The 21,232-nt window shown below is 70.7% G+C and carries 22 protein-coding genes; 15 read left to right on the top strand and 7 right to left on the bottom strand.

Features of this window, described 5'->3' with window-relative positions:
- The first annotated feature begins 61 nt into the window (after positions 1 to 61).
- Both ACFXC1_RS21210 and ACFXC1_RS21205 read left to right on the top strand, forming a co-directional pair.
- Positions 62 to 1,456: a M1 family metallopeptidase gene (locus ACFXC1_RS21210; protein WP_381244764.1), complete on the top strand. Its 1,395-nt coding sequence runs from the start codon at positions 62 to 64 to the stop codon at positions 1,454 to 1,456.
- 20 nt (positions 1,457 to 1,476) lie between these two features.
- Positions 1,477 to 2,148, top strand: a complete 672-nt coding sequence (locus ACFXC1_RS21205; RefSeq protein WP_381244762.1) for a trimeric intracellular cation channel family protein — start codon at positions 1,477 to 1,479, stop codon at positions 2,146 to 2,148.
- On the opposite strand, the gene ACFXC1_RS21200 is transcribed toward ACFXC1_RS21205, so the two are convergent.
- On the bottom strand, positions 2,042 to 3,280 hold the full coding sequence (locus ACFXC1_RS21200) for an alpha/beta hydrolase (RefSeq protein ID WP_381244761.1): 1,239 nt from the start codon (positions 3,278 to 3,280) through the stop codon (positions 2,042 to 2,044). The genes ACFXC1_RS21205 and ACFXC1_RS21200 overlap by 107 nt on opposite strands.
- Before the next feature lie 151 nt (positions 3,281 to 3,431).
- Between ACFXC1_RS21200 and ACFXC1_RS21195 the strand changes: the two genes are divergently transcribed.
- Positions 3,432 to 4,295, top strand: coding sequence for a thioesterase family protein (locus tag ACFXC1_RS21195; RefSeq protein WP_381244759.1), 864 nt, complete (start codon positions 3,432 to 3,434; stop codon positions 4,293 to 4,295).
- A gap of 603 nt (positions 4,296 to 4,898) precedes the next feature.
- Here the strand turns inward: ACFXC1_RS21195 and ACFXC1_RS21190 are convergent.
- Positions 4,899 to 5,486, bottom strand: a complete 588-nt coding sequence (locus ACFXC1_RS21190; RefSeq protein WP_381244757.1) for a TIGR03086 family metal-binding protein — start codon at positions 5,484 to 5,486, stop codon at positions 4,899 to 4,901.
- A gap of 78 nt (positions 5,487 to 5,564) precedes the next feature.
- Here ACFXC1_RS21190 and ACFXC1_RS21185 point away from each other — a divergent pair, with 78 nt between their 5' ends.
- Entirely contained in the window at positions 5,565 to 6,542 is a 978-nt protein-coding gene (locus tag ACFXC1_RS21185; protein ID WP_381244755.1) for a helix-turn-helix transcriptional regulator, read from the top strand.
- A 140-nt stretch (positions 6,543 to 6,682) separates the two neighbouring features.
- Positions 6,683 to 7,054 carry a hypothetical protein gene (locus tag ACFXC1_RS21180; RefSeq protein ID WP_381244754.1) on the top strand — a complete coding sequence of 124 codons (372 nt, stop codon included), beginning with the start codon at positions 6,683 to 6,685 and terminating at the stop codon, positions 7,052 to 7,054.
- 79 nt (positions 7,055 to 7,133) lie between these two features.
- Here the strand turns inward: ACFXC1_RS21180 and ACFXC1_RS21175 are convergent, their stop codons facing one another.
- Positions 7,134 to 7,763 (bottom strand): TetR family transcriptional regulator, encoded by a 630-nt coding sequence (locus tag ACFXC1_RS21175; RefSeq protein WP_381244752.1) that lies wholly within the window; start codon positions 7,761 to 7,763, stop codon positions 7,134 to 7,136.
- A gap of 142 nt (positions 7,764 to 7,905) precedes the next feature.
- Between ACFXC1_RS21175 and ACFXC1_RS21170 the strand changes: the two genes are divergently transcribed.
- From ACFXC1_RS21170 to ACFXC1_RS21160, 3 genes are read left to right on the top strand one after another with little or no spacing between them, the layout of a single operon-like run.
- Complete coding sequence (locus ACFXC1_RS21170) at positions 7,906 to 8,073, top strand: hypothetical protein (protein ID WP_381244751.1); 168 nt, start codon at positions 7,906 to 7,908, stop codon at positions 8,071 to 8,073.
- Between the two features lie 37 nt (positions 8,074 to 8,110).
- Positions 8,111 to 8,395 (top strand): DUF4190 domain-containing protein, encoded by a 285-nt coding sequence (locus ACFXC1_RS21165; RefSeq protein WP_381244749.1) that lies wholly within the window; start codon positions 8,111 to 8,113, stop codon positions 8,393 to 8,395.
- Positions 8,396 to 8,447: 52 nt separating this feature from the next.
- Positions 8,448 to 9,611, top strand: a complete 1,164-nt coding sequence (locus tag ACFXC1_RS21160; RefSeq protein ID WP_381244748.1) for a cysteine desulfurase family protein — start codon at positions 8,448 to 8,450, stop codon at positions 9,609 to 9,611.
- Positions 9,612 to 9,707: 96 nt separating this feature from the next.
- Here the strand turns inward: ACFXC1_RS21160 and ACFXC1_RS21155 are convergent, their stop codons facing one another.
- Positions 9,708 to 11,408: a multicopper oxidase family protein gene (locus ACFXC1_RS21155; protein WP_381244747.1), complete on the bottom strand. Its 1,701-nt coding sequence runs from the start codon at positions 11,406 to 11,408 to the stop codon at positions 9,708 to 9,710.
- 214 nt (positions 11,409 to 11,622) lie between these two features.
- On the bottom strand, positions 11,623 to 12,294 hold the full coding sequence (locus tag ACFXC1_RS21150) for an N-acetylmuramoyl-L-alanine amidase (RefSeq protein WP_381244745.1): 672 nt from the start codon (positions 12,292 to 12,294) through the stop codon (positions 11,623 to 11,625).
- 60 nt (positions 12,295 to 12,354) lie between these two features.
- Here ACFXC1_RS21150 and mnmA point away from each other — a divergent pair, with 60 nt between their 5' ends.
- Positions 12,355 to 13,485 carry a tRNA 2-thiouridine(34) synthase MnmA gene (gene mnmA, locus ACFXC1_RS21145; RefSeq protein ID WP_381244743.1) on the top strand — a complete coding sequence of 377 codons (1,131 nt, stop codon included), beginning with the start codon at positions 12,355 to 12,357 and terminating at the stop codon, positions 13,483 to 13,485.
- A 24-nt stretch (positions 13,486 to 13,509) separates the two neighbouring features.
- Here the strand turns inward: mnmA and ACFXC1_RS21140 are convergent, their stop codons facing one another.
- Positions 13,510 to 14,289, bottom strand: a complete 780-nt coding sequence (locus ACFXC1_RS21140) for an alpha/beta fold hydrolase (RefSeq protein WP_381244742.1) — start codon at positions 14,287 to 14,289, stop codon at positions 13,510 to 13,512.
- A gap of 37 nt (positions 14,290 to 14,326) precedes the next feature.
- Entirely contained in the window at positions 14,327 to 14,650 is a 324-nt protein-coding gene (locus tag ACFXC1_RS21135; protein WP_381244740.1) for a DUF427 domain-containing protein, read from the bottom strand.
- 51 nt (positions 14,651 to 14,701) lie between these two features.
- Here ACFXC1_RS21135 and ACFXC1_RS21130 point away from each other — a divergent pair, with 51 nt between their 5' ends.
- The 6 genes from ACFXC1_RS21130 to ACFXC1_RS21105 all read left to right on the top strand — a co-directional run.
- The gene (locus ACFXC1_RS21130) at positions 14,702 to 15,241 is read left to right on the top strand and encodes an LOG family protein (RefSeq protein ID WP_381244738.1); all 540 of its coding nucleotides are present in this window, start codon (positions 14,702 to 14,704) and stop codon (positions 15,239 to 15,241) included.
- Between the two features lie 7 nt (positions 15,242 to 15,248).
- Positions 15,249 to 15,947, top strand: coding sequence for an SDR family oxidoreductase (locus tag ACFXC1_RS21125; protein WP_381244736.1), 699 nt, complete (start codon positions 15,249 to 15,251; stop codon positions 15,945 to 15,947).
- Positions 15,944 to 16,357: a hypothetical protein gene (locus ACFXC1_RS21120; protein ID WP_381244735.1), complete on the top strand. Its 414-nt coding sequence runs from the start codon at positions 15,944 to 15,946 to the stop codon at positions 16,355 to 16,357. The genes ACFXC1_RS21125 and ACFXC1_RS21120 overlap by 4 nt, the downstream gene beginning before the upstream one ends.
- 172 nt (positions 16,358 to 16,529) lie before the next feature.
- On the top strand, positions 16,530 to 17,537 hold the full coding sequence (locus ACFXC1_RS21115; RefSeq protein ID WP_381244733.1) for a methionine synthase: 1,008 nt from the start codon (positions 16,530 to 16,532) through the stop codon (positions 17,535 to 17,537).
- A gap of 15 nt (positions 17,538 to 17,552) precedes the next feature.
- Positions 17,553 to 19,745, top strand: a complete 2,193-nt coding sequence (ligA, locus tag ACFXC1_RS21110; protein ID WP_381244731.1) for an NAD-dependent DNA ligase LigA — start codon at positions 17,553 to 17,555, stop codon at positions 19,743 to 19,745.
- 270 nt (positions 19,746 to 20,015) lie between these two features.
- Positions 20,016 to 21,232 (top strand): diguanylate cyclase domain-containing protein (locus ACFXC1_RS21105; RefSeq protein WP_381244729.1); only part of this gene is annotated, 1,217 nt, incomplete at its 3' end.

The following is a 21,232-nucleotide window of genomic DNA, read 5'->3' as shown; positions in this document are numbered from 1 at the left end:
CAGAGTGAGGGCAGAGTCGAGCGTGTCCGACTGATCGGAAACGCACCCGAAGGGACGACTCATGGCACTCTCCCGTTCGGCACGTTTAGGGGCCCTCGCGACCGCGGCGGCCTCTTTTCTTGTCATAGCCGCCTCCTCCGCCCCCACCCCCGGCGCCGACGGCATCGGCGACAGCTACTTCCCCCAGCTGGGCAACGGCGGCTTCGACGCCCGGCACTACGCCCTCGACGTCGCCTACAACCCCGACACCGACCGCCTCGACGGCCGTACGACCCTCACCGCCCGCGCCACCCAGAACCTCTCGTCCTTCGACCTGGACCTGCAGAAGCTGGAGGTCACCAGGGTCGAAGTGAACGGCAGACGGGCCGAGTTCACCCGCACCGGCGACGAACTGCGCATCACGCCAAGGGACTTCCTCCGCAAGGGCAAGGACTTCACGGTCGCCGTCACCTACGGCGGGGTGCCCGAACCCCTCAACGGACCCATCGTGTTCGGCTCCGACTACGGCTGGATGAAGACCACCGACGGGGTCTTCGTCGCCTGCGAACCCAACGCCGCCTCCACCTGGTTCCCGTCCAGCGACCACCCGTCCGACAAGGCCACCTACGACATCCGCATCAAGGCCCCCAAGGGCCTCACCGGAGTCTCCAACGGCCGCCTCGTCTCGACGTACGACAAGGGCGACTCGACGTACACCCACTGGCGCGAGAGCAAGCCGATGGCGACCTATCTCGCCACCGCCACCATCGGGAAGTTCGACGTGAAGACGGGGACGACCCCCGGCGGCACCCCGATCTACGTCGCCATCGACCCGGTCCTCGCCAACAGCAACAGCGTCGACGTGTACGCCGTGACGGCCGCCGCCACCGACTACTGGTCGCAGGTCTTCGGGCCGTACCCCTTCGAGGAGACCGGCGCGATCGTCGACGACATGCCGGAGGCCGGGTTCTCGCTGGAGGTGCAGAGCAAGCCCGCCTACTCGGCCGTGCGCAGTGAGACGACGATCGTGCACGAGCTGGCCCACCAGTGGTTCGGCGACTCCGTGTCGGTCGCGCACTGGAAGGACATCTGGCTCAACGAGGGCTTCGCGACCTACGCCCAGTGGCTGTGGGCCGAGCACCAGGGCACCCGTACCGCCCACGACTCGTTCCTGGCCGGCTACAACGCCCGCCCGGCCGACGCCGCGTTCTGGCAGACCGTGGTCGCCGACCCGCAGCGCGACACGATGTTCGCGTCCGCCGTGTACCAGCGTGGTGCGATGACCCTCCAGATGCTCCGCGAACGCATCGGCGACACCGCGTTCTTCAAGCTCCTGCCGACCTGGACGAAGCTGCACCGCTACGGCAACGCGAGCACCGAGCAGTTCATCGCGCTCGCCGAGAAGATCAGCGGCCGGCAGCTGGACGACCTGTTCCAGACCTGGCTCTACACGACGGGCAAGCCCGCCCTGCAATGACCTCCGAGTAACAATGTGGGGTGCTTCAACAACTGTTCAGCCCCTCCGTCCAGCACACGCTCGACCTCGTCGGCATCTTCGTGTTCGCCATCTCCGGCGCGCTGCTGGCCGTCCGCAAGAACTTCGACGTGTTCGGCATCGCCGTGCTCGCCGAGGTCACCGCGCTGGGCGGAGGGGTGTTCCGGGACCTCATCATCGGGGCCGTACCCCCGGCCGCCTTCACGGACCTGGGCTACTTCAGCACCCCGCTCTTCGCCGCGCTCCTCGTCTTCTTCCTCCATCCGCACGTGGAGCGCATCCAGGCCGGCGTCAACGTCTTCGACGCGGCCGGCCTCGGCCTGTTCTGTGTCACCGGCACGGTGAAGGCGTACGACTACGGGCTCGGTCTGACCGCCTCGGTGGCCCTCGGTCTCGGGTCCGCCGTCGGCGGTGGTGTGCTGCGGGACGTCCTGGCCAACGAGACCCCCTCCCTGCTCCGCTGGGACCGCGACCTGTACGCGGTCCCGGCGATCGTCGGCGCCACCATGGTCGCCGTGTGCATCCGCTACGACGCGCTGGGCCCGTTCACCAGCGGGCTCGCGGTCGTCACCGCTTTCGTGCTGCGCCTGCTCGCGATGCGGTTCCACTGGCGAGCGCCTCGCGCGTGGAACCGCCGGTCGAATGCCCGCGAGGATCCGACCCCGACTTCGTGACCCTCGGGTGGTTCTGGCCCAGCTCCAGGGTCAGCCAGCGGAACACGGTCTTCACCTGGGGCCGCCACAGCGCCATGGTGTGCCCGCCGTCGCTGCGCGGCAGGAACACCACGTGCACGCTCGTCGGCGCCTTCGCGATCTGTTCGAGGGCCACGCCCGCCTGGTAGCCGTCGCCGGATTCGCCGGAGAGGTACATCGCGATCGGCGGCGGTGTCGCCGCCTTCTTCAGCAGCAGGTAGGGGTTGTTCGCCTCCCGCAGGGCCACACTCTGCGCGGCCAGCGAGTTGCGCTCGCCGATCGGGTCGTTGTAGCCGGACATGCTCACCGCGGCCTGGTAGCGGTCGGGGTGGGCGACGGCGAGCTTGACCGCGCAGTGCGCGCCGGCCGAGTAACCGGCGACCCCCCAGCCCTTGGGCGCGGGCTGGGCGCGGAAGTTGTCCGTGACCATCTTCGGTACGTCGACGCTGAGCCAGGTGTCGGCGTTGACCGTGCCGGGGATGTTGGCGCACCCGGTGTCCACGCCGGCCAGCAGGTTGTAGCGCGGCGCGACCAGGATGAAGGGCGCGATCCGCCCGCTCCTCATCAGCGGCTCCAACTGCTGGGTCACGTGCATCGACCCGAACCAGGCCTTGGCGGAGCCGGGCCAGCCCGGCAGCAGTTCCACGACGGGGAACCTCTTGTGGCGGTAGGCCGCTTCCTTGTACTGCGGCGGGGTCCAGACGTAGACCTCGGCGTTCACGCCCGACACCCGGCCCTTGAGCTGGGTGACCTCCACCTGGCCGGCGGAGCTCATGCCGGGACCGGAGGCGGGGGAGAAGTCCTGCTTGACCTTGGGCAGCCGGTTCAGCGAGATGTTGCCGGTGCCGTTCTTGCCGAGGTCGGCGGCCTGCTGGACGTGGTTGCCGGTGCCGAGGAGATCGGCCCAGTTGTCGTAGAGATTGTTCTCGTTGTTGACCATGACGAAGACCAGGGTGACGGCCGTGGCCTGCGCGAACAGCAGCATCAGGGCCCGTGCCGCCAGGCGTACGACCTTGGGGCCGCGCATCCGCGACCACAGGACGAGCGGCAGTATGAGGGCGACGATCGTCAGCACGACGGCGGTGTAGAGGAACGGAGTCCCGGTGAGGCTCATGTCCCCAAAGAGGGGGATCGGGAGCCCCGGGTCACGGACGAGTACGGACACTTACCAAGAAATTGCCGGGACCTCACCCGGGCGGCGGTGGTTTCATATGCCCGCAACATCAAAGCTACCGCTTAGTAATTTCCTCTTGTACGGTTCACGTATGCCAGAAGCAGCTTCCGCACCGGCGGCCACGCGGGCCGTGATCGGTGACAGTGAGTTCGACCGCGACACGGCGGTCACCCGTCGCGCCCCGGGCGTCTACGACATCGACCTCTCGGCCGGCTGGACGATCATCAACGCCGTCAACGGCGGCTATCTCCTCGCCGTCCTGGGCCGCGCCCTCGCGGACGCGCTCCCGCACGCGGACCCGTTCACGATCTCCGCGCACTACCTCACGGCGTCCCAACCGGGCCCGGCGGTCGTCCGCACGGACGTGGTCCGCACCGGCCGCACCCTCTCCACCGGCCAGGCCTCCCTCTTCCAGTACGACGACCAGGGCCGCGAGGTGGAACGCATCCGCGTCCTCGCCTCCTACGGCGACCTGGACGCGCTCCCGGACGACGTCCGCACGACCGCGAAGCCGCCCGTGTTCCCGCCGATGGAGCAGTGCTTCGGCCCCGAGGACGGACCGGCCCCGGTCGACGGCAGCTCGGCCATCACCGACCGCCTGATGCTCAAGCTGGACCCGTCCACCCTCGGCTGGGCCCTCGGCGCTCCCTCCGGCAAGGGCGAGATGCGCTCCTGGTTCGGCCTCGCGGACGGCCGCGACGCGGACCCCCTCTCCCTCCTCCTCGCGGTGGACGCGCTCCCCCCGACCGCCTTCGAGATCGGCCTCAAGGGCTGGGTCCCCACGGTCGAACTCACCGTCCACGTCCGCTCCCGCCCGGCACCAGGACCGTTGAGGGTCTCGATCACCACCCGCAACCTGGCCGGCGGCTTCCTGGAGGAGGACGCGGAGGTCTGGGACAGCACGGACCGACTGGTGGCCCAGTCACGGCAGTTGGCGCGGGCGAGGCTGGGCTGAGCGGGTGCCGGTCCGGCGGGGGGGCGGTCAACTCCGGGCCTGGTTGGGCCACTGCCACTTCGCGGCAACGCGCGCGAACTGGACCGGTTCGGGGTCGGCGTGCGCACAGCGCCGCCGACAGGCCGGGGTGACGCCGGCCGGTCGGCGGGAGCAACGGCCCGGACCCGTCCGCCCCGCCGACCGCGATTCGGGACGACCCCTTCCGGGTGCGGGTGCGGGTGCGGGTGTCCCGAGGCGCCGAGCACCCACCGGCCCACCACAGCGGGTTGCCCGACCTGCGCCGGGGCCGGCCGTCCGGCTCGGGTCGCGGGTTGGCCGCCAACTGCTGGTGGGGGGCTTTCTTTCGGTGGTGGGTGTGTCGAGGGACAGGTGTCGGCGCCAGGTCACGGTGGGTTGTCCGTCTTGTGTCGGGTGTGGCTGTCCGGTGCGGGTCTCGGGGGCGGTTTCCGACTGCCCGCAGAGGGTGCCGCCTTCGGATGACGGCTCGGGCGGTGGGAAGGGGGCCCGGCGGGGTCGCTGGTGTGGATCGCGATTTCCGTGAGGCCGTTCCGTTTCCCGGCCCCGCTGCCCCTGTGGCACGGCCACCGCCTGACGCCGGCCGGCTCAGCCGACCGGCTTCCGCCCCAGCCAGGCCGCCAACCGGCCGTAGGCGTCCGCCTTTTCGGGGACCGGCTGTGCCGTGTCGAAGGGGGTGTCCGCGTCCCGCTGCTCGTCCGGCAGGACCCGGCGGGCGATGGCGAGGGCGAACTCGGCCAGTTCCGGGTCGAGTCGGAGGGGGTGGCCGAGGGACTCGGAGAGGTCCCAGGTGTGGGTGACGTTCTCCATGAGGTAGCCGGAGAGGGCGGCGCGGCCCGGTGCCTCGCCCCACGGGACCCGGACCGGCGCGTCGAGCCTGGAGTCGTCCGCCCAGGCCTTGAGGGCCCGGACGCGGGCCTCGTCGTACGCGGCCGGCCAGCCCTCGTCGGCGACACCGTCGACGAAGGGGTGTACGGCGAGTCCGTCGCCGCCCTCGCCGATCGTCGCGATGCGCAGGGTGCCGCCGACGAGATGGCTCAGCAGGGTCCGTACGTCGAACTCGGTGCACGGAGTGGGACCGGCCAGCTGCTCCGGCCGTACCGTCCTGATCAGCGCGGCGGCCTGCTCGGTGGCGCGGGTGTAGAGGGGGCGGGGGTCCGCGGTGTTTGTGTTCATGGCGCTGATGCTGGACCCATAACCTGACAGTTTCCGTCAACATTTGCGCGGGGTTTCCGGGAGACGGATCCTGGGGGAGTGAAGGCCGACCGACTCCTCTCGATCCTGCTGCTTCTGCAGACCCGGGGCCGGGTCCCCGCGCACGAACTCGCCGACCGGCTGGAGGTGTCGGTGCGGACCATCTACCGGGACGTCGAGGCGCTGTCCGCCTCCGGGGTGCCGGTGTACGCCGAGCGGGGGCGGCACGGCGGGATCGAGCTGCTGGCCGGGTTCCGCACGGACGTCACGGGACTGAACGCCGACGAGTCGCGCGCCCTGTTCATCCTCGCCGCGCAGGGCGCCCACGCGGCGCTCGGTCTCGACGCCGCGCTCGGTTCCGCGCTGCGCAAGGTGATGGCCGCGCTGCCGGCGCCGTACCGCCCGGCCGCCGAGGTGGCCTCCCGGCGCATCCTCGTCGACGCCACCCGCTGGAAGGGCGGGCCCCAACCCGCCGTGGATCTGGACGTGTTGCAGGACGCGGTCTTCGCCGACCGGCGGCTGCGGCTGCGCTACCGGCACAGCGGCGCGAAGGAACCGAGCACCTACACCGTCGACCCCTACGGCCTGGTCTCCAAGGCGGGCGTCTGGTACCTGGTCGCCGACCGCCGCGCGAGACCCCGCCTCTTCCGAGCCGACCGCGTCCACTCGGCCACCCTCCTGCCCGACCTGGTCAAGCGCCGCCCGGGCGTCGAACTCGCCGACGCCTGGGAGGAGTTGCGCCGCCAGGTCGAGGAACGCCCCGGCGGATTCGACGTCACCGTCCGGGTCCGCCGCTCCCGCCTCGACATGTTCCTGCGCCTCAACGCCTCCTCGCTGGCCGAACTCCCCGACGACGAGGGGGAGAACGAGTGGGTGACGGTCCGGCTGTCTTACGGCGTCGTACGCGAGGCGCGTCAACTGCTCCAGTTCGCCGACGCGTTGGAGGTCCTATCGCCGCCCGAGGCGCGGGCGGAAGTGGTCGCGGCGGCCGCTTCTGTCACGGAGCTGTACCAGCGAGTAAGCGGACCGTCCTCGTGAACTAGCAGGTCGGAGCGTTGACTTGGGCTGTCCTTTACTCGGCGCACAGGGTGAGGACAGGGCGCCGACAAGGAAGCCCTAAGGGGCGTTGATTGAGTTCCCGCCACAAGGCATCCTCATCGTTTTTGGAGCTGTTTCTCATGAAGCGTGCGCGTCTCCTCCCCGCAGTGGCCCTGCTGGCGCTCTCGCCCCTGGCCCTCGCGGCCTGCGGGTCGAGCGACTCCTCGTCCTCCTCCGGCAGCGCCAACTCCGGCTCCACACAGTCCTGTTCCGCGCCGACCGGCAACGCCACGGCACGGCCCGGCGGCGCCCCGTCCGGCGCCCCCTCCGGTGCGCCCACAGGTGCCGCGGCCTCGGGCCGGCCGACGGGCGCGCCGACCGGCAACGCCTCCGGCATGCCGTCCGGTGGTCCCGGTGGCGGCGCGGGAGGCGGCCAGGGCGGCGGCCCTGGCGGCGGGTGCGGCGGAGGCCCGGGCGGCGGCCGGATGAGCGGGGCCCCGCAGCAGGGCTGACCGCGCTCCGCACCGACAGGGGCGGCGCACTCGTACACCGGGAGCGCCGCCCTGCCGTATGCCCGCGGCCGGTACTGCCTCAGCCGAGCCAGTGCCGACGGCCCACGCTGATCAACCGCATCTGGCGGGTGGCCAGTTGGGTCACCCGCTCGCGCTCGTGCTCGTCGTCGGAGGTCTCCCGCGCCTCCATGAAGAGCGAGGCCGTGATGAGCATCTGGTCGACGTAGAGGTGGGCCAGCATCAGCAGGTCGGAGTCGTTCCAGCCTTTCGACTCCGGGTCCTTGGCGAGTTCGGTCTTCACCTCCACTGCGAACCGGGCGAGTTGGTCCCGGATGGCCTCCCGCACCGGCTGCACCCCGCCGTGCCGCTCGCGGGCGATGAAGCGGACGTGGGCGGGATACGCGTCCACGTGGTGGGCGATCAACTCGACGGCCCGCGTGATGCGTTGGTCACTGTCCGTCGGTGCCACCGTCTGCCGGATCATCGGGTGCAGACTGCCGAGCGCCTCCTCGACGAGCGCCACCCCGAGGTCGGCCGTGGAGCGGAAGTGCCGGTAGAAGGCGGTCGGGGCGACGCCGACCGCGCGGGTGACCTCGCGCAGGCCCAGGCTGCTCAGGCTCTGCTCCTCCAGCAGTCCCAACGCGGCGTCCAGCAACGCCTGTCGGGTCTTCTGCTTCTGTACCTGCCGGATGCCGAGGGTGTGACTCATGTCATCCAGTTAACAACTGTTCTCCGGAATTGAAAAGCCGCCGGAGACGCTAGACTCAAAGTCAGTGAACAAGTGTTACTGCAACCGTTCACCGAAACGTAACGAGAGTCTGCTCAAGTCGTCTCGGAGGGGGAGTCATCCCATGCTGGTCCTCGTCGCAGCGCTCCTGCTGTTCGGCGTCGTGATGGGCACCGTGGCCCACGCGTCGTTCGCCTTCACCGCCGTCGCCGCCACCGTCATCGCCGTCTGGCTGGTCATCTTCGCGCTCCGCGAGCGGCACGGCCGCCGCGGCCGTACATCCGCCAACTGACCCATCCGCCCGCCCGATCCTCGGGAGCCGAACCACCATGCAACTCACCGCACCGGCAACCAGCAGCAGCACCGACTTCAAGGCCACCGGCCGCCGTGACGCCGACGGCATGGCCGTCGCGTCCTTCATCCTCGGCCTCGTCGGCCTGCTCGTCCTGAACGTCTTCCTCGGCCCGATCGCCATCGCCCTGGCCGGCGCGGCCATCTGGCGCGGCACCACCCGCCGCGGCCGGGCCCTCCTCGGCCTCGGACTCGGCATCGCCGATCTGCTGGTCCTCGTCGCCTTCATGCAGCTCGACAGCACCGTCTCCTGGAGCTTCTAGCCCTGCCCGCCCCTTCGGGGTGCCCGCCGGGGACCGTAGAATCGGCGGCACCATGGCATACCTCGACCACGCCGCGACCACCCCGATGCTTCCCGAGGCAGTCGAGGCGATGACGGCCCACCTGAGCATCACGGGCAACGCCTCCTCCCTCCACGCCTCCGGCCGCAAGGCGCGCCGTACGGTCGAAGAGTCCCGGGAGACCCTCGCCGAAGCGCTCGGCGCCCGCCCCAGCGAGGTGGTGTTCACCTCCGGCGGCACCGAGGCCGACAACCTCGCGGTGAAGGGCCTGTACTGGTCCCGCCGCGACGCCGACCCGGCCCGCACCCGGGTACTGGCCAGCCCCGTCGAGCACCACGCCGTCCTGGACGCCGTCCACTGGCTCGGCGAGCACGAGGGCGCCACCGTCGAGTACCTCCCGGTCGACTCCTACGGCCGTGTCCACCCCGAGGTGCTGCGCGAGGCCATCGCCCGCAACCCCGACGACGTCGCCCTGGCCACCGTGATGTGGGCCAACAACGAGATCGGTACGGTCCTGCCGGTCCGCGAACTCGCCGACGTGGCAGGGGAGTTCGGCGTACCGCTGCACGCCGACGCGGTGCAGGCCTTCGGCCAGGTCCCGGTCGACTTCGCCGCCTCCGGGCTCGCCGCGATGACCGTCTCCGGCCACAAGATCGGCGGACCGTACGGCATCGGCGCCCTGCTGCTGGGCCGCGAGTACACCCCCGTACCCGTCCTGCACGGCGGCGGTCAGGAACGCCATGTCCGCTCCGGCACCCTCGACGTCCCCGCGATCGCCTCCTTCGCCGTCGCCGGCCGCCTCGCCGCGGAGCAGCGCGAGTGGTTCGCCCACGAGATCGGCGCCCTCCGTGACAACCTCGTCACGGCCGTCCATGCGGCGGTCCCGGACGCGATCCTCGGCGGGGACCCGGTGGACCGGCTGCCGGCCAACGCCCACTTCACGTTCCCCGGCTGCGAGGGCGACTCGCTGCTGCTCCTGCTGGACGCCCAGGGCATCGAGTGCTCCACCGGCTCGGCCTGCACCGCGGGCGTCGCGCAGCCCAGCCATGTCCTGCTCGCCACCGGCACCGACCCGGAGCTGGCCCGCGGCACCCTGCGCTTCTCGCTCGGCCACACCTCGACGGAGGCCGACGTGGAGGCCGTGGCGAAGGCGATCGCCCCCGCCGTGGAACGGGCCCGGGCCGCCGGGCTGACCTGACCCGACCCGCATTTACGAAGAACCGGGGAGAGTCCGCCGACTCTCCCCGGTAACAGGTGTCCGGCGTCCACGGGGGAGGCACACGCCGGACAGGTCCTAGTCGTCCGTCGCGCTGGCGGTCGCCGTGGCGGTGGAGTCGTCCGTCGCGGTCGCCGAGGCGCTGGCGCTCGCGGAGGCGCTCGCGCTGGCCGTGGCCGTGGAGTCGTCCGAGGTGTCGGTACTGGTGCTCGTACTGTCGCCCGTCACCATGAGGGAGGCCATCATGCCCTCGTCCTCGTGCTGCAGCAGATGGCAGTGGAGCATGTACATATAGGTGTCGTCGGAGAAGTCCGTGAACTCCATGGCGATCTTGATCGAACCGCCACCGACCACCTCGTAGGTGTCGTACCAGCCGAGCTGGACCCCGGTCGGGTCCTCGCCGTTGACGGAGATCAGCTGGTACGGCACGTCGTGCAGGTGGAACGAGTGTTCCAGCTGGGTGGAGTTCTGGATCGTCCAGATCTCCTTCGAGCCGACCGTCGTACTGATCATCGCCATCGCGGCCATCGTCGTGCCCGCCGATCCGTTGATCAGCATCGTGGCGCCGTTCTGGCCCAGGGTGATCGTCCGGGCGGTGAAGTCGCTCGTGTCGTAGCGGTCGATGGTGTTGAGGGTGCTGGGCAGGTCGTCCGGGGTGTCGGAGCCGCTGGCCGTGATCGCGAGGAAGTCGTACGTGCCGCTGCCGCCGCGGATCCAGCCGGTGGTGATCACGGCCTGAAGGGTGGCGTCCGCGGTGAGGTCCATGGTGAATTCGGCACGGGCGCCGGCCACCAGTCGGATCGTGGTCACCTCGGTGGGCTCGGTCAGGTAGCCCTGGTCGGTGCTGATCTGGGTGAGGGTGCCGCCGTCGCTGCGCTGGATCACGATGATGTCGGACGGCGAGGCGTTCAGGGCACGGAACCGGGTCCGGGTCTTGGTGGCGGTGAAACCGAGCGTGGTGGAGTCCACGTTGGTCCCGTTGACCAGGAGGGGGAAGGTGGTCGTGCTCAGCCGGTAGCCGGCCGCGTCGTACTTGATGTCTCCGTCGGTGTCGACGGCCAGGGACTGGAAGATGAGCGGGATGTCGTCGACGCCGTAGTCGCTCGGCAGCGCGGCCGAGGCGTCCGTGGAGTCCTCGACGATGATCATCCCGGCCAGGCCGTGCACCGCCTGCTTGGCGGTGGTGCCCAGGGCGTGCGGGTGGTACCAGAGCGTGGTGGCCGGGTCCTTGACCGTGAACGTGGGAGACCAGGTCTCGCCGTCGGCGAAGGCGACCTGCGGGCCGCCGTCCATCTTGGCCGGGACGTGGGCGCCGTGGAAGTGGACCGTCGTGTCCTCACCGATGTCGTTGGTGATGTTGAGGAGGACCACGTCGCCGTTGGTCCACTTCATGGTCGGGCCCAGGAAGTCCTGGTTGTAGCCCATCGTGCTGCTGGTGACGCCCGAGATCACCTCGTGGGTGCCGGTCTTGGCCTCCAGCGTGAAGGTGGTGGTGCCGTCGGAGGTGGTGCCCTCCAGCAGGTCCGGGATGGTGAGGGTGGTGTCCGCCGCGGACGCCTTGTTCTTCGCCGCGTCGTTCAGCAGGGAGAAGGCACCTCCGGCGGCGGCCACCGCCGCGATGCCGGCCCCGGCCATCCCGCCGAGGAACTTGCGCCGGTGCACACCCTTGCCCCGGGCCGCACCGCCCTTGCTGTGCTCGCGCTTCTCGGCCGTGGATTTGCGGTGGTTGCCCTTGCTGTCGCTGCTTGCTTCGGACGCGGGCTCGCTGGTGTGTGTCATGGCGCCAGAGATTTGACCTAAGGCCTGTGTAAAAACTGAGCAGTAGTTAGCAGTGAGCACGGCAGCCTGTGAAAGGTAAGCGCGCACGATCCCTTCACAACTCCCCTGGAACTCAAAGCGAGTTGGCGTACCCCAGGTCACATCCCGAGCAGGGGACGCATCGGACACCGCCGTGACTGAAACGACTCATAGCCAAAGCCAGGTGTGACCCGAGTCACACACCTGTCCGGTGTGCCCGCCTTACGAGTGCCATGTACCGGTCCCAGTCCCAGTACCGCCCGGGGTCCGTGTGATCGGTCCCCGGCACCTCCACGTGCCCGATGACGTGCTTCCGGTCGACCGGGATTCCGTAGTGCCGGCATATCCCGGCCGTCAGCCGCGCGGAGGCCGCGTACATCGCGTCGGTGAACGACGAGGCCTCGTCCACGAAGCCCTCGTGCTCGATGCCGACACTGCGTTCGTTGTACTCCCGGTTGCCCGCGTGGAAGGCCACGTCCAGCTCGCGGATCATCTGCGTGATGTGCCCGTCCTTGCGCACGACGTAGTGCGCAGCCGCCCCGTGCGCGGGGTCCTGGAAGACCTTCACCGCGCTGCGGAAGCCGCCCTGGGTGACATGGATGACCACCATGTCTATCCCGTAGTCGTCCGGCCGGTCCGCCCGCCGGTAGTTCGCCGGGGACGCCGACACCCACTGCGCGCCCCGGAAGTCCACCGCGCCCGCCACCCGCGGCTTCTCCACCCCGGGCAGCCGCCACCACAGCCGCGCCAGCTCGCCCCGCGCCAGCGCGGCCGTCCCCACGGCGGCCGCGGCTCCGCCGATCAGCAGCGCCCGCCGGCCCGTGACCCCTCGCGCGGTCTCCGTGTGCCCGCCCTGTGTCTCCCCCATGCGATCTTCAACGGATACTCGCGGGTCCCGGTTCCCGGCGACCCGTACCCTGGAAGGGTTATGACTGAGACCTCGCAGCGCCCCCGCCCCCTTCGCGTACTCGCCGCCATGTCCGGCGGCGTGGACTCCGCCGTCGCCGCCGCCCGCGCCGCCGAAGCCGGCCACGACGTGACCGGCGTCCACCTCGCGCTCTCCGCGAACCCGCAATCGTTCCGCACGGGCGCGCGGGGCTGTTGCACCATCGAGGACTCGCGCGACGCCCGTCGGGCCGCCGACGTCATCGGCATCCCGTTCTACGTCTGGGACCTCGCCGACCGCTTCCGCGAGGACGTCGTCGAGGACTTCGTCGCCGAGTACGAGGCGGGGCGCACCCCGAACCCCTGCCTGCGCTGCAACGAGAAGATCAAGTTCGCCGCGCTCCTCGACAAGGCCCTCGCGCTCGGCTTCGACGCCGTCTGCACCGGCCACTACGCCCAGGTGATCGTGAACGAGGACGGCACCCGCGAACTGCACCGCGCCTCCGACATGGCCAAGGACCAGTCCTACGTCCTCGGCGTCCTGGACGAGCGGCAGTTGGCGCACGCCCTCTTCCCGCTCGGCGACACCGTCACGACCAAGGACGAGATCCGCGCGGAGGCCGAGCGCCGCGGCCTCGCCGTCGCCAAGAAGCCCGACTCGCACGACATCTGCTTCATCGCCGACGGCGACACCCAGGGCTTCCTCGCGAACCGCCTGGGCAAGGCCGAGGGCGACATTGTCGACGAGTCCGGCACGGTCGTCGGCTCCCACGAGGGCGCCTACGGCTTCACCATCGGCCAGCGCAAGGGCCTGCGCATCGGCACCCCGGCCGCCGACGGCAAGCCGCGCTACGTCCTGGACATCTCCCCGGTCGACAACACGGTGACGGTCGGCCCGGCCGCCTCCCTGGACGTCAGCGCCCTGACCGCCGTCCGCCCCCGCTGGTGCGGCACGGCCCCCACCGGACCCGGCACCTACACCGCCCAGCTCCGCGCCCACGGCGGCGAGACCGAGGTCACCGCCGAACTCGTCGACGGCACCCTGGAGGTGACGTTCAGCGAGCCGGTACGGGGCGTGGCCCCCGGGCAGGCGATCGTGCTCTACGACGACACGCGCGTGGTGGGGTCGGCGACGATCGCGACGACCACGCGCGCGGCGACGGCGATGGCGTGAGCCTTCGGGGAGTCGTCCCGTGGGTCAGCGCGTGAAGAACTCCGTGAGCAGTGGCGCCAAGGCGGTCGGGTCCACCATGTGGGTCTGACCGTCCAGGGTGCGATACGTCCCCTCCGGCGCCGCGTCCGCCACCGCCCGCGCGGCCTCCCGCATCCACTCGGCGCTCGCGCCGCCCGCGATCGTCAGCACCGGGACGGACAGGGACGCCAGCCGGTCCGCCGGGACCAGACCGTCGCCCATGGCCGCGTCGTCGTACGCGAGGGTCGGGGCGATGGCCTCCATGCCGGACCACATGGGGGAGCGGCGGGCCCCCTCGATCATCTCCGGGGGCGCGCCGGTGAGCGCCATGAACAGCTCGACGGCGTCGCCGTGACGCCCCTCGGCGAGCAGTTCCGTCAGCCGCCCGGTGTACTCGGCGCGCTCCTTGGCGCCGGCCGCGTCGAGAGCGAACGGCGGCTCGTAGAGGGCGACTTGGGTCACGGGCAGGCCGCTCGCCACCGCGTGCAGGACGAGCGCACCGCCCGACGAGTGCCCGTAGAGGGCCGCGCTGCCGCCCACGGCGTCGATCAGCGCCGCGAGGTCCTCGACCTCCCGGGCCACCGCGAAGGGCACCGTGTCGCCGCTGGAGCCCCGGCCCCGGCGGTCGTACGGGACCGCCCCGAACCGGTGCGCGAGCTGCGCAGCCAGCGGCAGCAGGCCATCGCCCGTCGTCATCGCGCCACCGACCAGGACGACGGGCGGGCCCGCACCGATGCGTTCGTACGCGATGGCAGTGCCGTCGCGCGAAACAGTCTTCTTGTCCATACCGGTGAAGACTGCCGGAGGGGGTGCGACTAATCGGTCACAACACTTCTACTTCGTAGAAGCAGAGGTGGTCCTTGATCTGCGCCACGTCGGGCTTGGGGTCGGGGTACGCCCACACCAGGTCGGTCGCGTCCGGCAGCGACCAGTAGGAGGCGTCGCCCTTGAAGGGGCAGTGGGTGTGGGTCTCGGAGGGGGTCAGGAGGTCGAGCCGTACGTCCTCCGGAGGGAGGTAGTACCGCACCGGGGAGCCGGTCTCCTTCAGGATCAGGGGCCGGTCGCTCTCCGCCAGCACCTGGTCGCCGTGGACGACGCGTACGCGCCGGTCGCCCTGCTCGATCGTGATCGTGTGTCCGTCAGCCATACCGGAAAAGCACTCGCGGGCCCCCGGTTCTTCCCGCGTACGGTGACGGATATGAAGATCTGTGTCTTTCTCTCCGCCGCCGACCTGGACGAGCGCTACACGCGCCCCGCGCGGGAGTTCGCGGAACTGCTCGGCAAGGGCGGGCACACCCTCGTCTGGGGCGGTTCGGACGTCGGCCTGATGAAGGTGGTCGCGGACGGCGTACAGGCCACCGGCGGACGGCTGGTGGGCGTCTCGGTGACCTTCCTGGCGGCGTCGGCACGGGCGGGCGCCGACGAGATGGTGATCGCGGCCGACCTCGCCGAACGCAAGAGGCTGCTCCTGGAGAAGGCCGACGCCGTGGTGATCATGGTGGGCGGCACCGGGACCCTGGACGAGGCGACGGAGATCCTGGAGCTGAAGAAGCACGGCCACACCGACAAGCCGGTGGTGCTGCTCAACACGGCGGGCTTCTACGACGGCCTGAAGACCCAGTTCCGGCGCATGGAGGACGAGGGGTTCCTGCCCGTCCCGCTCACCGAGCTGGTCTTCTTCGCGGAGGAGCCGGTGGGGGCGCTGGCCTACCTGGAGGAGTCTCTCGGTATCCACTGATGCGAGCATGGCGGGCATGGCTACACATGTGATCACCGGGGCCGGTTCCGGTATCGGCGCGGCCGTCGCCCGCAGGCTGCACGCGCGCGGGGACGAACTCGTGCTCCACGCGCGCGACGCGGGCCGCGCGAAGGAACTGGCGGCCGAATACCCCGGGGCGCGCACCCTGGTCGGCGACCTCGCGGACCCCGACCGGCTCAGCTGGGCGTTCTCCCACCAGAGCCTGCCCGACCGGGTGGACACGCTCCTGCACATCGCCGGGGTGGTCGACCTGGGCCCGGTGGGCGACCTGACCCCGAAGACCTGGCACCACCAGCTCAACGTCAACCTGGTCGCCCCCGCCGAACTCACCCGCCACTTCCTGCCCCAACTCCGCGCGGCCCGCGGCCACGTCCTCTTCGTCAACTCCGGCGCGGGACTGCGGGCGAGCGCCGACTGGTCCGCCTACGCCGCCTCCAAGCACGGCCTGAAGGCCCTGGCGGACTCCCTCCGCCACGAGGAACACCCCAACGGCGTCCGCGTCACCTCCGTCTACCCCGGCCGCACCGCCAGCCCCATGCAGGCCAAGGTCCACCAACAGGAGGGCAAGGAGTACGACCCCGCCCAGTGGATCGACCCCGAGTCGGTCGCGACGACGATCCTCATGGCGATCGACCTCCCGGGGGACGCCGAGGTCAACGACCTGACGGTGCGGCCGGGGCGGTGACCAGGAAGGTGCCCGGGCCGGAGCGAGCGCGCGGTGCGAGTGGCGCGGAGGTCCGGAACTGGCTCGGCGAGGTGTGGGAGCGCACGGAGGCGGCGGTGGTTCTCGAAGGCGGCGACAACGGTGGACCGCTCGCCGAACGTGGGCTCATCGGTGAGGTGTTCGACGCCGAGGACCTCGCGGAGCTGCGCGCTCTCACCACGACCGGCACGTTCATAGACGACATCTGCCGCTGCTTCGGCAGCGTGACCATCGCCCTGCTCGACGCCGAGGGCGAGTTCATCGGCACCGGCAGCGTGCACGGCCTGACGGACGTCTCCTGGGAGCGCGGCCGATTCGGGAACAACCTGGAGGTGGCGGATCCGGAGCGGCTGGTCGGCTTCCTGGAGCGGCTCGGGGTCCGGATGCGCTGAGGTCCGGATCGGCGCAATCGGCCGACGGTGTCCTGGGTTCCGCCCCTGGCTCCCCGGACCTGTGAACCATTCGAGCAACCGAGTCGGGTGGTGGGCGGGCAAAGGCCCCAGGGTCTGGGGGCGGAGCCCCCAGGAGCGGTGTCCCTCCCGGAGGGTTCCGTAGTCTTCCGGGGTGAGCAACAACAGTCAGTTCAGCTTCGGTCCCGCCACCGGTGTCGGTTCCCTGCCCGGCAGCGACGCCCGGGAGGCCGCGAAGACCGCGACCGGGGCCTTCGAGGACTTCCCTTTCCTGCCCGAGCTGCCGGCCCGGGGGCCCGGTGCGGACATGATCGGGCGGACCGCCGGGCTGCTCGTCGAGGTGTACGCGCGCGTGGAGCCCAGCGGTTGGCGGATCGGGGACCGGCCGGGGCGGGACACGAAGCGGGCGTGGGCGTGGCTGGGGGAGGACCTGGACGCGTTCGAGGAGTTCACGCAGGGGTACGAGGGGCCGCTCAAGGTGCAGGCCGTGGGGCCCTGGACCCTCGCCGCCGCCCTGGAGTTGAGGAACGGCGAGGCCGTGCTCTCCGACCTCGGCGCCTGCCGCGACCTCGCCGGCTCGCTCGCCGAGGGCCTGCGCAACCACCTGGCCGACGTCCAACGCCGCGTCCCCGGCGCCCAGATCGTGCTCCAGCTCGACGAGCCGTCCCTGATCGGCGTACTGCGCGGACACGTCAGGTCCGCCAGCGGCTACCGCACCTACCGCGCCGTGGACCGCCAACTCGTCGAGAGCACCCTCCGCGAGGTCGTCGGAGTGCACGCGCACGGCCCGGTCGTCGTCCACTCCTGCGCACCGGACGTGCCGTTCGCCCTGCTGCGTCGCGCGGGCGCGGCCGGGGTCTCCTTCGACTTCTCGCTCCTCACCGAGCGTGACGACGACGTCATCGGCGAGGCGGTCGAGGCCGGCACCCGACTGTTCGCCGGTGTCGTGCCGGGCACGGACACCGCATTGTCAGACCCTGCCGGTAGCGTCATGGGTGTCAGGACGCTGTGGCGCAGGCTGGGGCTGCGACCGGGACTGCTCGCGGACGCGGTCACCCTCACCCCGGCGTGCGGACTCGCGGGGGCTTCCCCCGAGTACGCGCGCCATGCGCTCGCCCACTGCGTCCGGGCGGCGAGATCCCTCGCGGACAACCCTGAGTGACGGAAGGACAACACGGTGGCCGGCGACAGGCAGGCGGAGACGACGGTGCCCGCAGAGGCACGGGAGAAGCACGCGCAGCTCGCTGAGCAGATCGAGGAGCACCGCTTCCGTTACTACGTGAACGACGCCCCGGTCGTCAGCGACGCGGAGTTCGACAAACTCCTGCGCACCCTGGAGGCGTTGGAGGACGAGTACCCGGAGCTGCGCACGCCGGACTCCCCGACGCAGAAGGTCGCGGGGGCGTACGAGACGGAGTTCAGCTCCGTCGTCCACCGCTCCCGCATGCTCTCCCTGGACAACGCCTTCGAGGACCTGGAGCTGGCGGCCTGGGCCGAGCGCGTCCACAAGGACGTCGGCGCCTCCGACCACCACTTCCTGTGCGAGCTGAAGGTCGACGGCCTCGCCGTCAACCTGACGTATGAGCAGGGCCGCCTCACGCGCGCGGCGACCCGCGGGGACGGCCGTACGGGCGAGGACATCACGCCCAACGTCCGGACGATCGCCGAGATCCCGGACCGGCTGACCGGCGAGCGCGTGCCCGACCTCGTGGAGATCCGCGGCGAGGTCTACTTCCCGATGGAGAAGTTCGAGGAGCTGAACGCCCGTCTGGTCGAGGCCGGCGACAAGCCGTTCGCCAACCCCCGTAACGCGGCGGCGGGTTCACTCCGCCAGAAGGACCCGCGGGTCACCGCCGGCCGCCCCCTGCACATGGTCGTGCACGGCATCGGCGCCCTGGAGGGCTTCGACCCCCTCACCCGCCTCTCCGAGGCGTACGACCTCCTCAAGACCTGGGGCCTGCCCACCTCCCCGCACAACAGGGTGGTGGACGACCTCGACGGCGTACGGGAGTTCATCAGGTACTACGGCGAGAACCGCCACTCCGTCGCGCACGAGATCGACGGAGTGGTCGTCAAGCTCGACGAGATCCCCCTCCAGGGACGCCTCGGCTCCACCTCCCGCGCCCCGCGCTGGGCGATCGCGTGGAAGTACGCGCCCGAGGAGGTCAACACCAAGCTCGTCAACATCCGCGTGGGCGTGGGCCGTACGGGCCGGGTCACGCCGTACGCCCAGGTCGAGCCGGTGACGGTGGCCGGCTCGGAGGTCGAGTTCGCGACGCTGCACAACCAGGAGGTCGTCAAGGCCAAGGGCGTCCTCATCGGTGACACGGTGGTGCTGCGCAAGGCCGGTGACGTGATCCCGGAGATCCTCGGACCGGTCGCCGATCTGCGGGACGGCAGCGAGCGGGAGTTCGTGATGCCCGCCGAGTGCCCCGAGTGCGGCACACCGCTGCGCCCGATGAAGGAGGGCGACATCGACCTCCGCTGCCCCAACGCCCGTACCTGCCCCGCCCAGTTGAGGGAGCGGCTCTTCTACCTCGCGGGCCGCAAGGCGCTGGACATCGACCACTTCGGGTATGTCTCGGCCGCCGCCCTCACCAAGCCGCTGGAGCCCGCGGACCCGCCGCTGAAGGACGAGGGCGACCTGTTCGACCTCACCATCGAGCAGCTGCTGCCCATCAAGGCGTACGTCCTCGACCAGGACAGCGGGCTGCCCAAGCGCGACCCGAAGACCGGCGAGGAGAAGATCGCGACGGTCTTCGCCAACCAGCAGGGCGAGCCGAAGAAGAACGCGCTCGCGATGCTGGAGACCATCGCCGCGGCCAAGGACCGCCCGCTCGCCCGCATCCTCACCGGCCTGTCGATCCGTCATGTCGGCCCGGTCGCCGCCGAGGCACTGGCCCGCGAGTTCCGCTCGATCGAGCGTATCGAGCAGGCCACCGAGGAGGAGTTGGCGAACACCGACGGGGTCGGCGCGATCATCGCGGCCTCCCTCAAGGAGTGGTTCGCCGAGGACTGGCACCAGGAGATCCTGCGCAAGTGGCGGGCCGCCGGGGTCCGGATGGAGGAGGAGGGTTCCGCCGAGGACGAGGGCCCGCGCCCGCTCGAAGGGCTGACCGTCGTCGTGACCGGCACACTCGAACACTTCACCCGGGACGGGGCCAAGGACGCGTTGCAGAGCCGGGGAGCGAAAGTGACCGGTTCTGTTTCGAAGAAGACCTCTTTCGTTGTCGTAGGTGACAATCCTGGTTCCAAGTACGACAAGGCGATGCAGGTCAAGGTGCCGGTTCTGAACGAGGACGGCTTCACCGTGCTGCTGGAACAGGGCCCCGAGGCGGCCGCCGAAGTCGCGCTTCCGGTCGAGGAGTAGCGAGGAGCAGCGGTTGAAGGCCACCCGATCGGCGCATACCAGATGCATACGGGTGGCCGGGTCGCATTCGGGCAACCGTCTACGACCGCTGCCCGTGGAAGCCTTCTGCGGCCTACTGTTGAGGTGTGCACCTGCCGTGCCCAGCTGCGGTTGGGGCAACCCCCTGCTCTTGGTGAGCAAGGGGAAGGGTTTTCCAAACGCGGTGCCGGTGATGGAAGTCGGGCATCGGACCGCGTGGCGTGGGCACCGCCGGCTGTGAGAGGGACGGGAATGGAACCGACCGAGAGCGCCCCCCCGGACTCACTCCTGCGCCGGCTCACCGGCGCCTGGCGGGAGAGTCGTTGGGGAGCGCGCCCCGTGGAGCGTCCGGGCAGCACCCAGCCGCGCGCCACCGGACAGTACTCCACACCGGACGCGCGCCACGACGCACCGCTCTCCACCGCCCACTCCTCCGCACTGCCGGGCGGCGAAACCGGACGGCACCTGAACTGGCCCGCGCTGCCCACGGCGGTGGTGGCCGCGGCCGGCTTCGTTCTCGGCGCCGGTTTCTTCCGGGCGTTCACCGGTGACCACGCGCTGTTCCCGTTCGGCACAGTCGGCTGGTCGCTGGCCGTCCTCACCGGCATCATCGTCGGCCACCTGGTCGCCCTCGGCCGCGCCCGCTGGTGGGGCGGCACCGGCTCGGGCGCCGCCCTCACCCTCGGCGTCCTGCTGCTCTACGGCTGGGTCGCCGCCGGCATGGTCAGCCTCACCGTCGTCGTCCTGGTCGGCATAGCCCGGCGCAACCGCTGGCGTCAGGGCGTGCTGCACGGCGCGGTGGACATATTGGGCATAGCCGCCGGAGCGCTCGTCCTCGGCGCGTTCGGCCGGGTGCCGTCCGTCGAGAAGCCCTGGAACCCGGACGCCTGGACGGTCTACACCGCCCCCGAAGTCGTCCTGGTCGCCCTCGCCTATCTCGCCGTGACCCGCACCCTGCTCTGGTATCTGCACGCCCCGCGCCACGGCGGACTGCCCACCGTCGCGCGCACCGCCCTGCTCAGACAGGGCCTCGTCGCGGTCGCCCTGCTCGGCATCGCCCCGCTGATCTGCGTGGTCGCGGTCGCCCAGCCGGTCCTGCTGCCCCTCTTCTCGATCCCGCTCATCGCCCTCGACTCCACCCTGTGGATGGCCCGCGCCAGGGCCGAGGAGCAACTGCGGGACCCACTGACCGGGCTGCCCAACCGGCAGTGGCTCCTGGAGCGCATCTGGACCGCCCTGGACGACGCCGAACGCATCGGCGCCAAAGCCGCGCTCATGCTGATCGACCTCGACCGCTTTCGATCGGTCAACGACACTCTCGGTCATCTCGCCGGTGACCGGCTGCTGTTGCAGATAGCCGACCGGCTGCGGGTGGCGCTGCCGCGCGGGGCGGAGGCCGCGCGGCTCGGCGGCGACGAGTTCGCGCGACAAAGGGCCCCCGCCCACACCACCCACACCGCGCCCCCCCG

This window comes from Streptomyces hokutonensis (assembly GCF_042751305.1).
In the GTDB taxonomy this organism is placed as follows: Bacteria; Actinomycetota; Actinomycetes; order Streptomycetales; family Streptomycetaceae; genus Streptomyces; species Streptomyces hokutonensis_A.
This window is presented reverse-complemented; position numbering and strand designations above follow the sequence as displayed.

Excerpts from the sequence above, each read along its gene's own strand:
- ACFXC1_RS21210 (WP_381244764.1), top strand. The coding sequence starts at position 62 with ATGGCACTCTCCCGTTCGGCACGTTTAGGGGCCCTCGCGACCGCGGCG.
- ACFXC1_RS21200 (WP_381244761.1), bottom strand. The coding sequence starts at position 3,280 with ATGAGCCTCACCGGGACTCCGTTCCTCTACACCGCCGTCGTGCTGACG.
- ACFXC1_RS21195 (WP_381244759.1), top strand. The coding sequence starts at position 3,432 with ATGCCAGAAGCAGCTTCCGCACCGGCGGCCACGCGGGCCGTGATCGGT.
- ACFXC1_RS21190 (WP_381244757.1), bottom strand. The coding sequence starts at position 5,486 with ATGAACACAAACACCGCGGACCCCCGCCCCCTCTACACCCGCGCCACC.
- ACFXC1_RS21180 (WP_381244754.1), top strand. The coding sequence starts at position 6,683 with ATGAAGCGTGCGCGTCTCCTCCCCGCAGTGGCCCTGCTGGCGCTCTCG.
- ACFXC1_RS21175 (WP_381244752.1), bottom strand. The coding sequence starts at position 7,763 with ATGAGTCACACCCTCGGCATCCGGCAGGTACAGAAGCAGAAGACCCGA.
- ACFXC1_RS21170 (WP_381244751.1), top strand. The coding sequence starts at position 7,906 with ATGCTGGTCCTCGTCGCAGCGCTCCTGCTGTTCGGCGTCGTGATGGGC.
- ACFXC1_RS21165 (WP_381244749.1), top strand. The coding sequence starts at position 8,111 with ATGCAACTCACCGCACCGGCAACCAGCAGCAGCACCGACTTCAAGGCC.
- ACFXC1_RS21160 (WP_381244748.1), top strand. The coding sequence starts at position 8,448 with ATGGCATACCTCGACCACGCCGCGACCACCCCGATGCTTCCCGAGGCA.
- ACFXC1_RS21155 (WP_381244747.1), bottom strand. The coding sequence starts at position 11,408 with ATGACACACACCAGCGAGCCCGCGTCCGAAGCAAGCAGCGACAGCAAG.
- ACFXC1_RS21150 (WP_381244745.1), bottom strand. The coding sequence starts at position 12,294 with ATGGGGGAGACACAGGGCGGGCACACGGAGACCGCGCGAGGGGTCACG.
- mnmA (WP_381244743.1), top strand. The coding sequence starts at position 12,355 with ATGACTGAGACCTCGCAGCGCCCCCGCCCCCTTCGCGTACTCGCCGCC.
- ACFXC1_RS21140 (WP_381244742.1), bottom strand. The coding sequence starts at position 14,289 with ATGGACAAGAAGACTGTTTCGCGCGACGGCACTGCCATCGCGTACGAA.
- ACFXC1_RS21135 (WP_381244740.1), bottom strand. The coding sequence starts at position 14,650 with ATGGCTGACGGACACACGATCACGATCGAGCAGGGCGACCGGCGCGTA.
- ACFXC1_RS21130 (WP_381244738.1), top strand. The coding sequence starts at position 14,702 with ATGAAGATCTGTGTCTTTCTCTCCGCCGCCGACCTGGACGAGCGCTAC.
- ACFXC1_RS21125 (WP_381244736.1), top strand. The coding sequence starts at position 15,249 with ATGGCGGGCATGGCTACACATGTGATCACCGGGGCCGGTTCCGGTATC.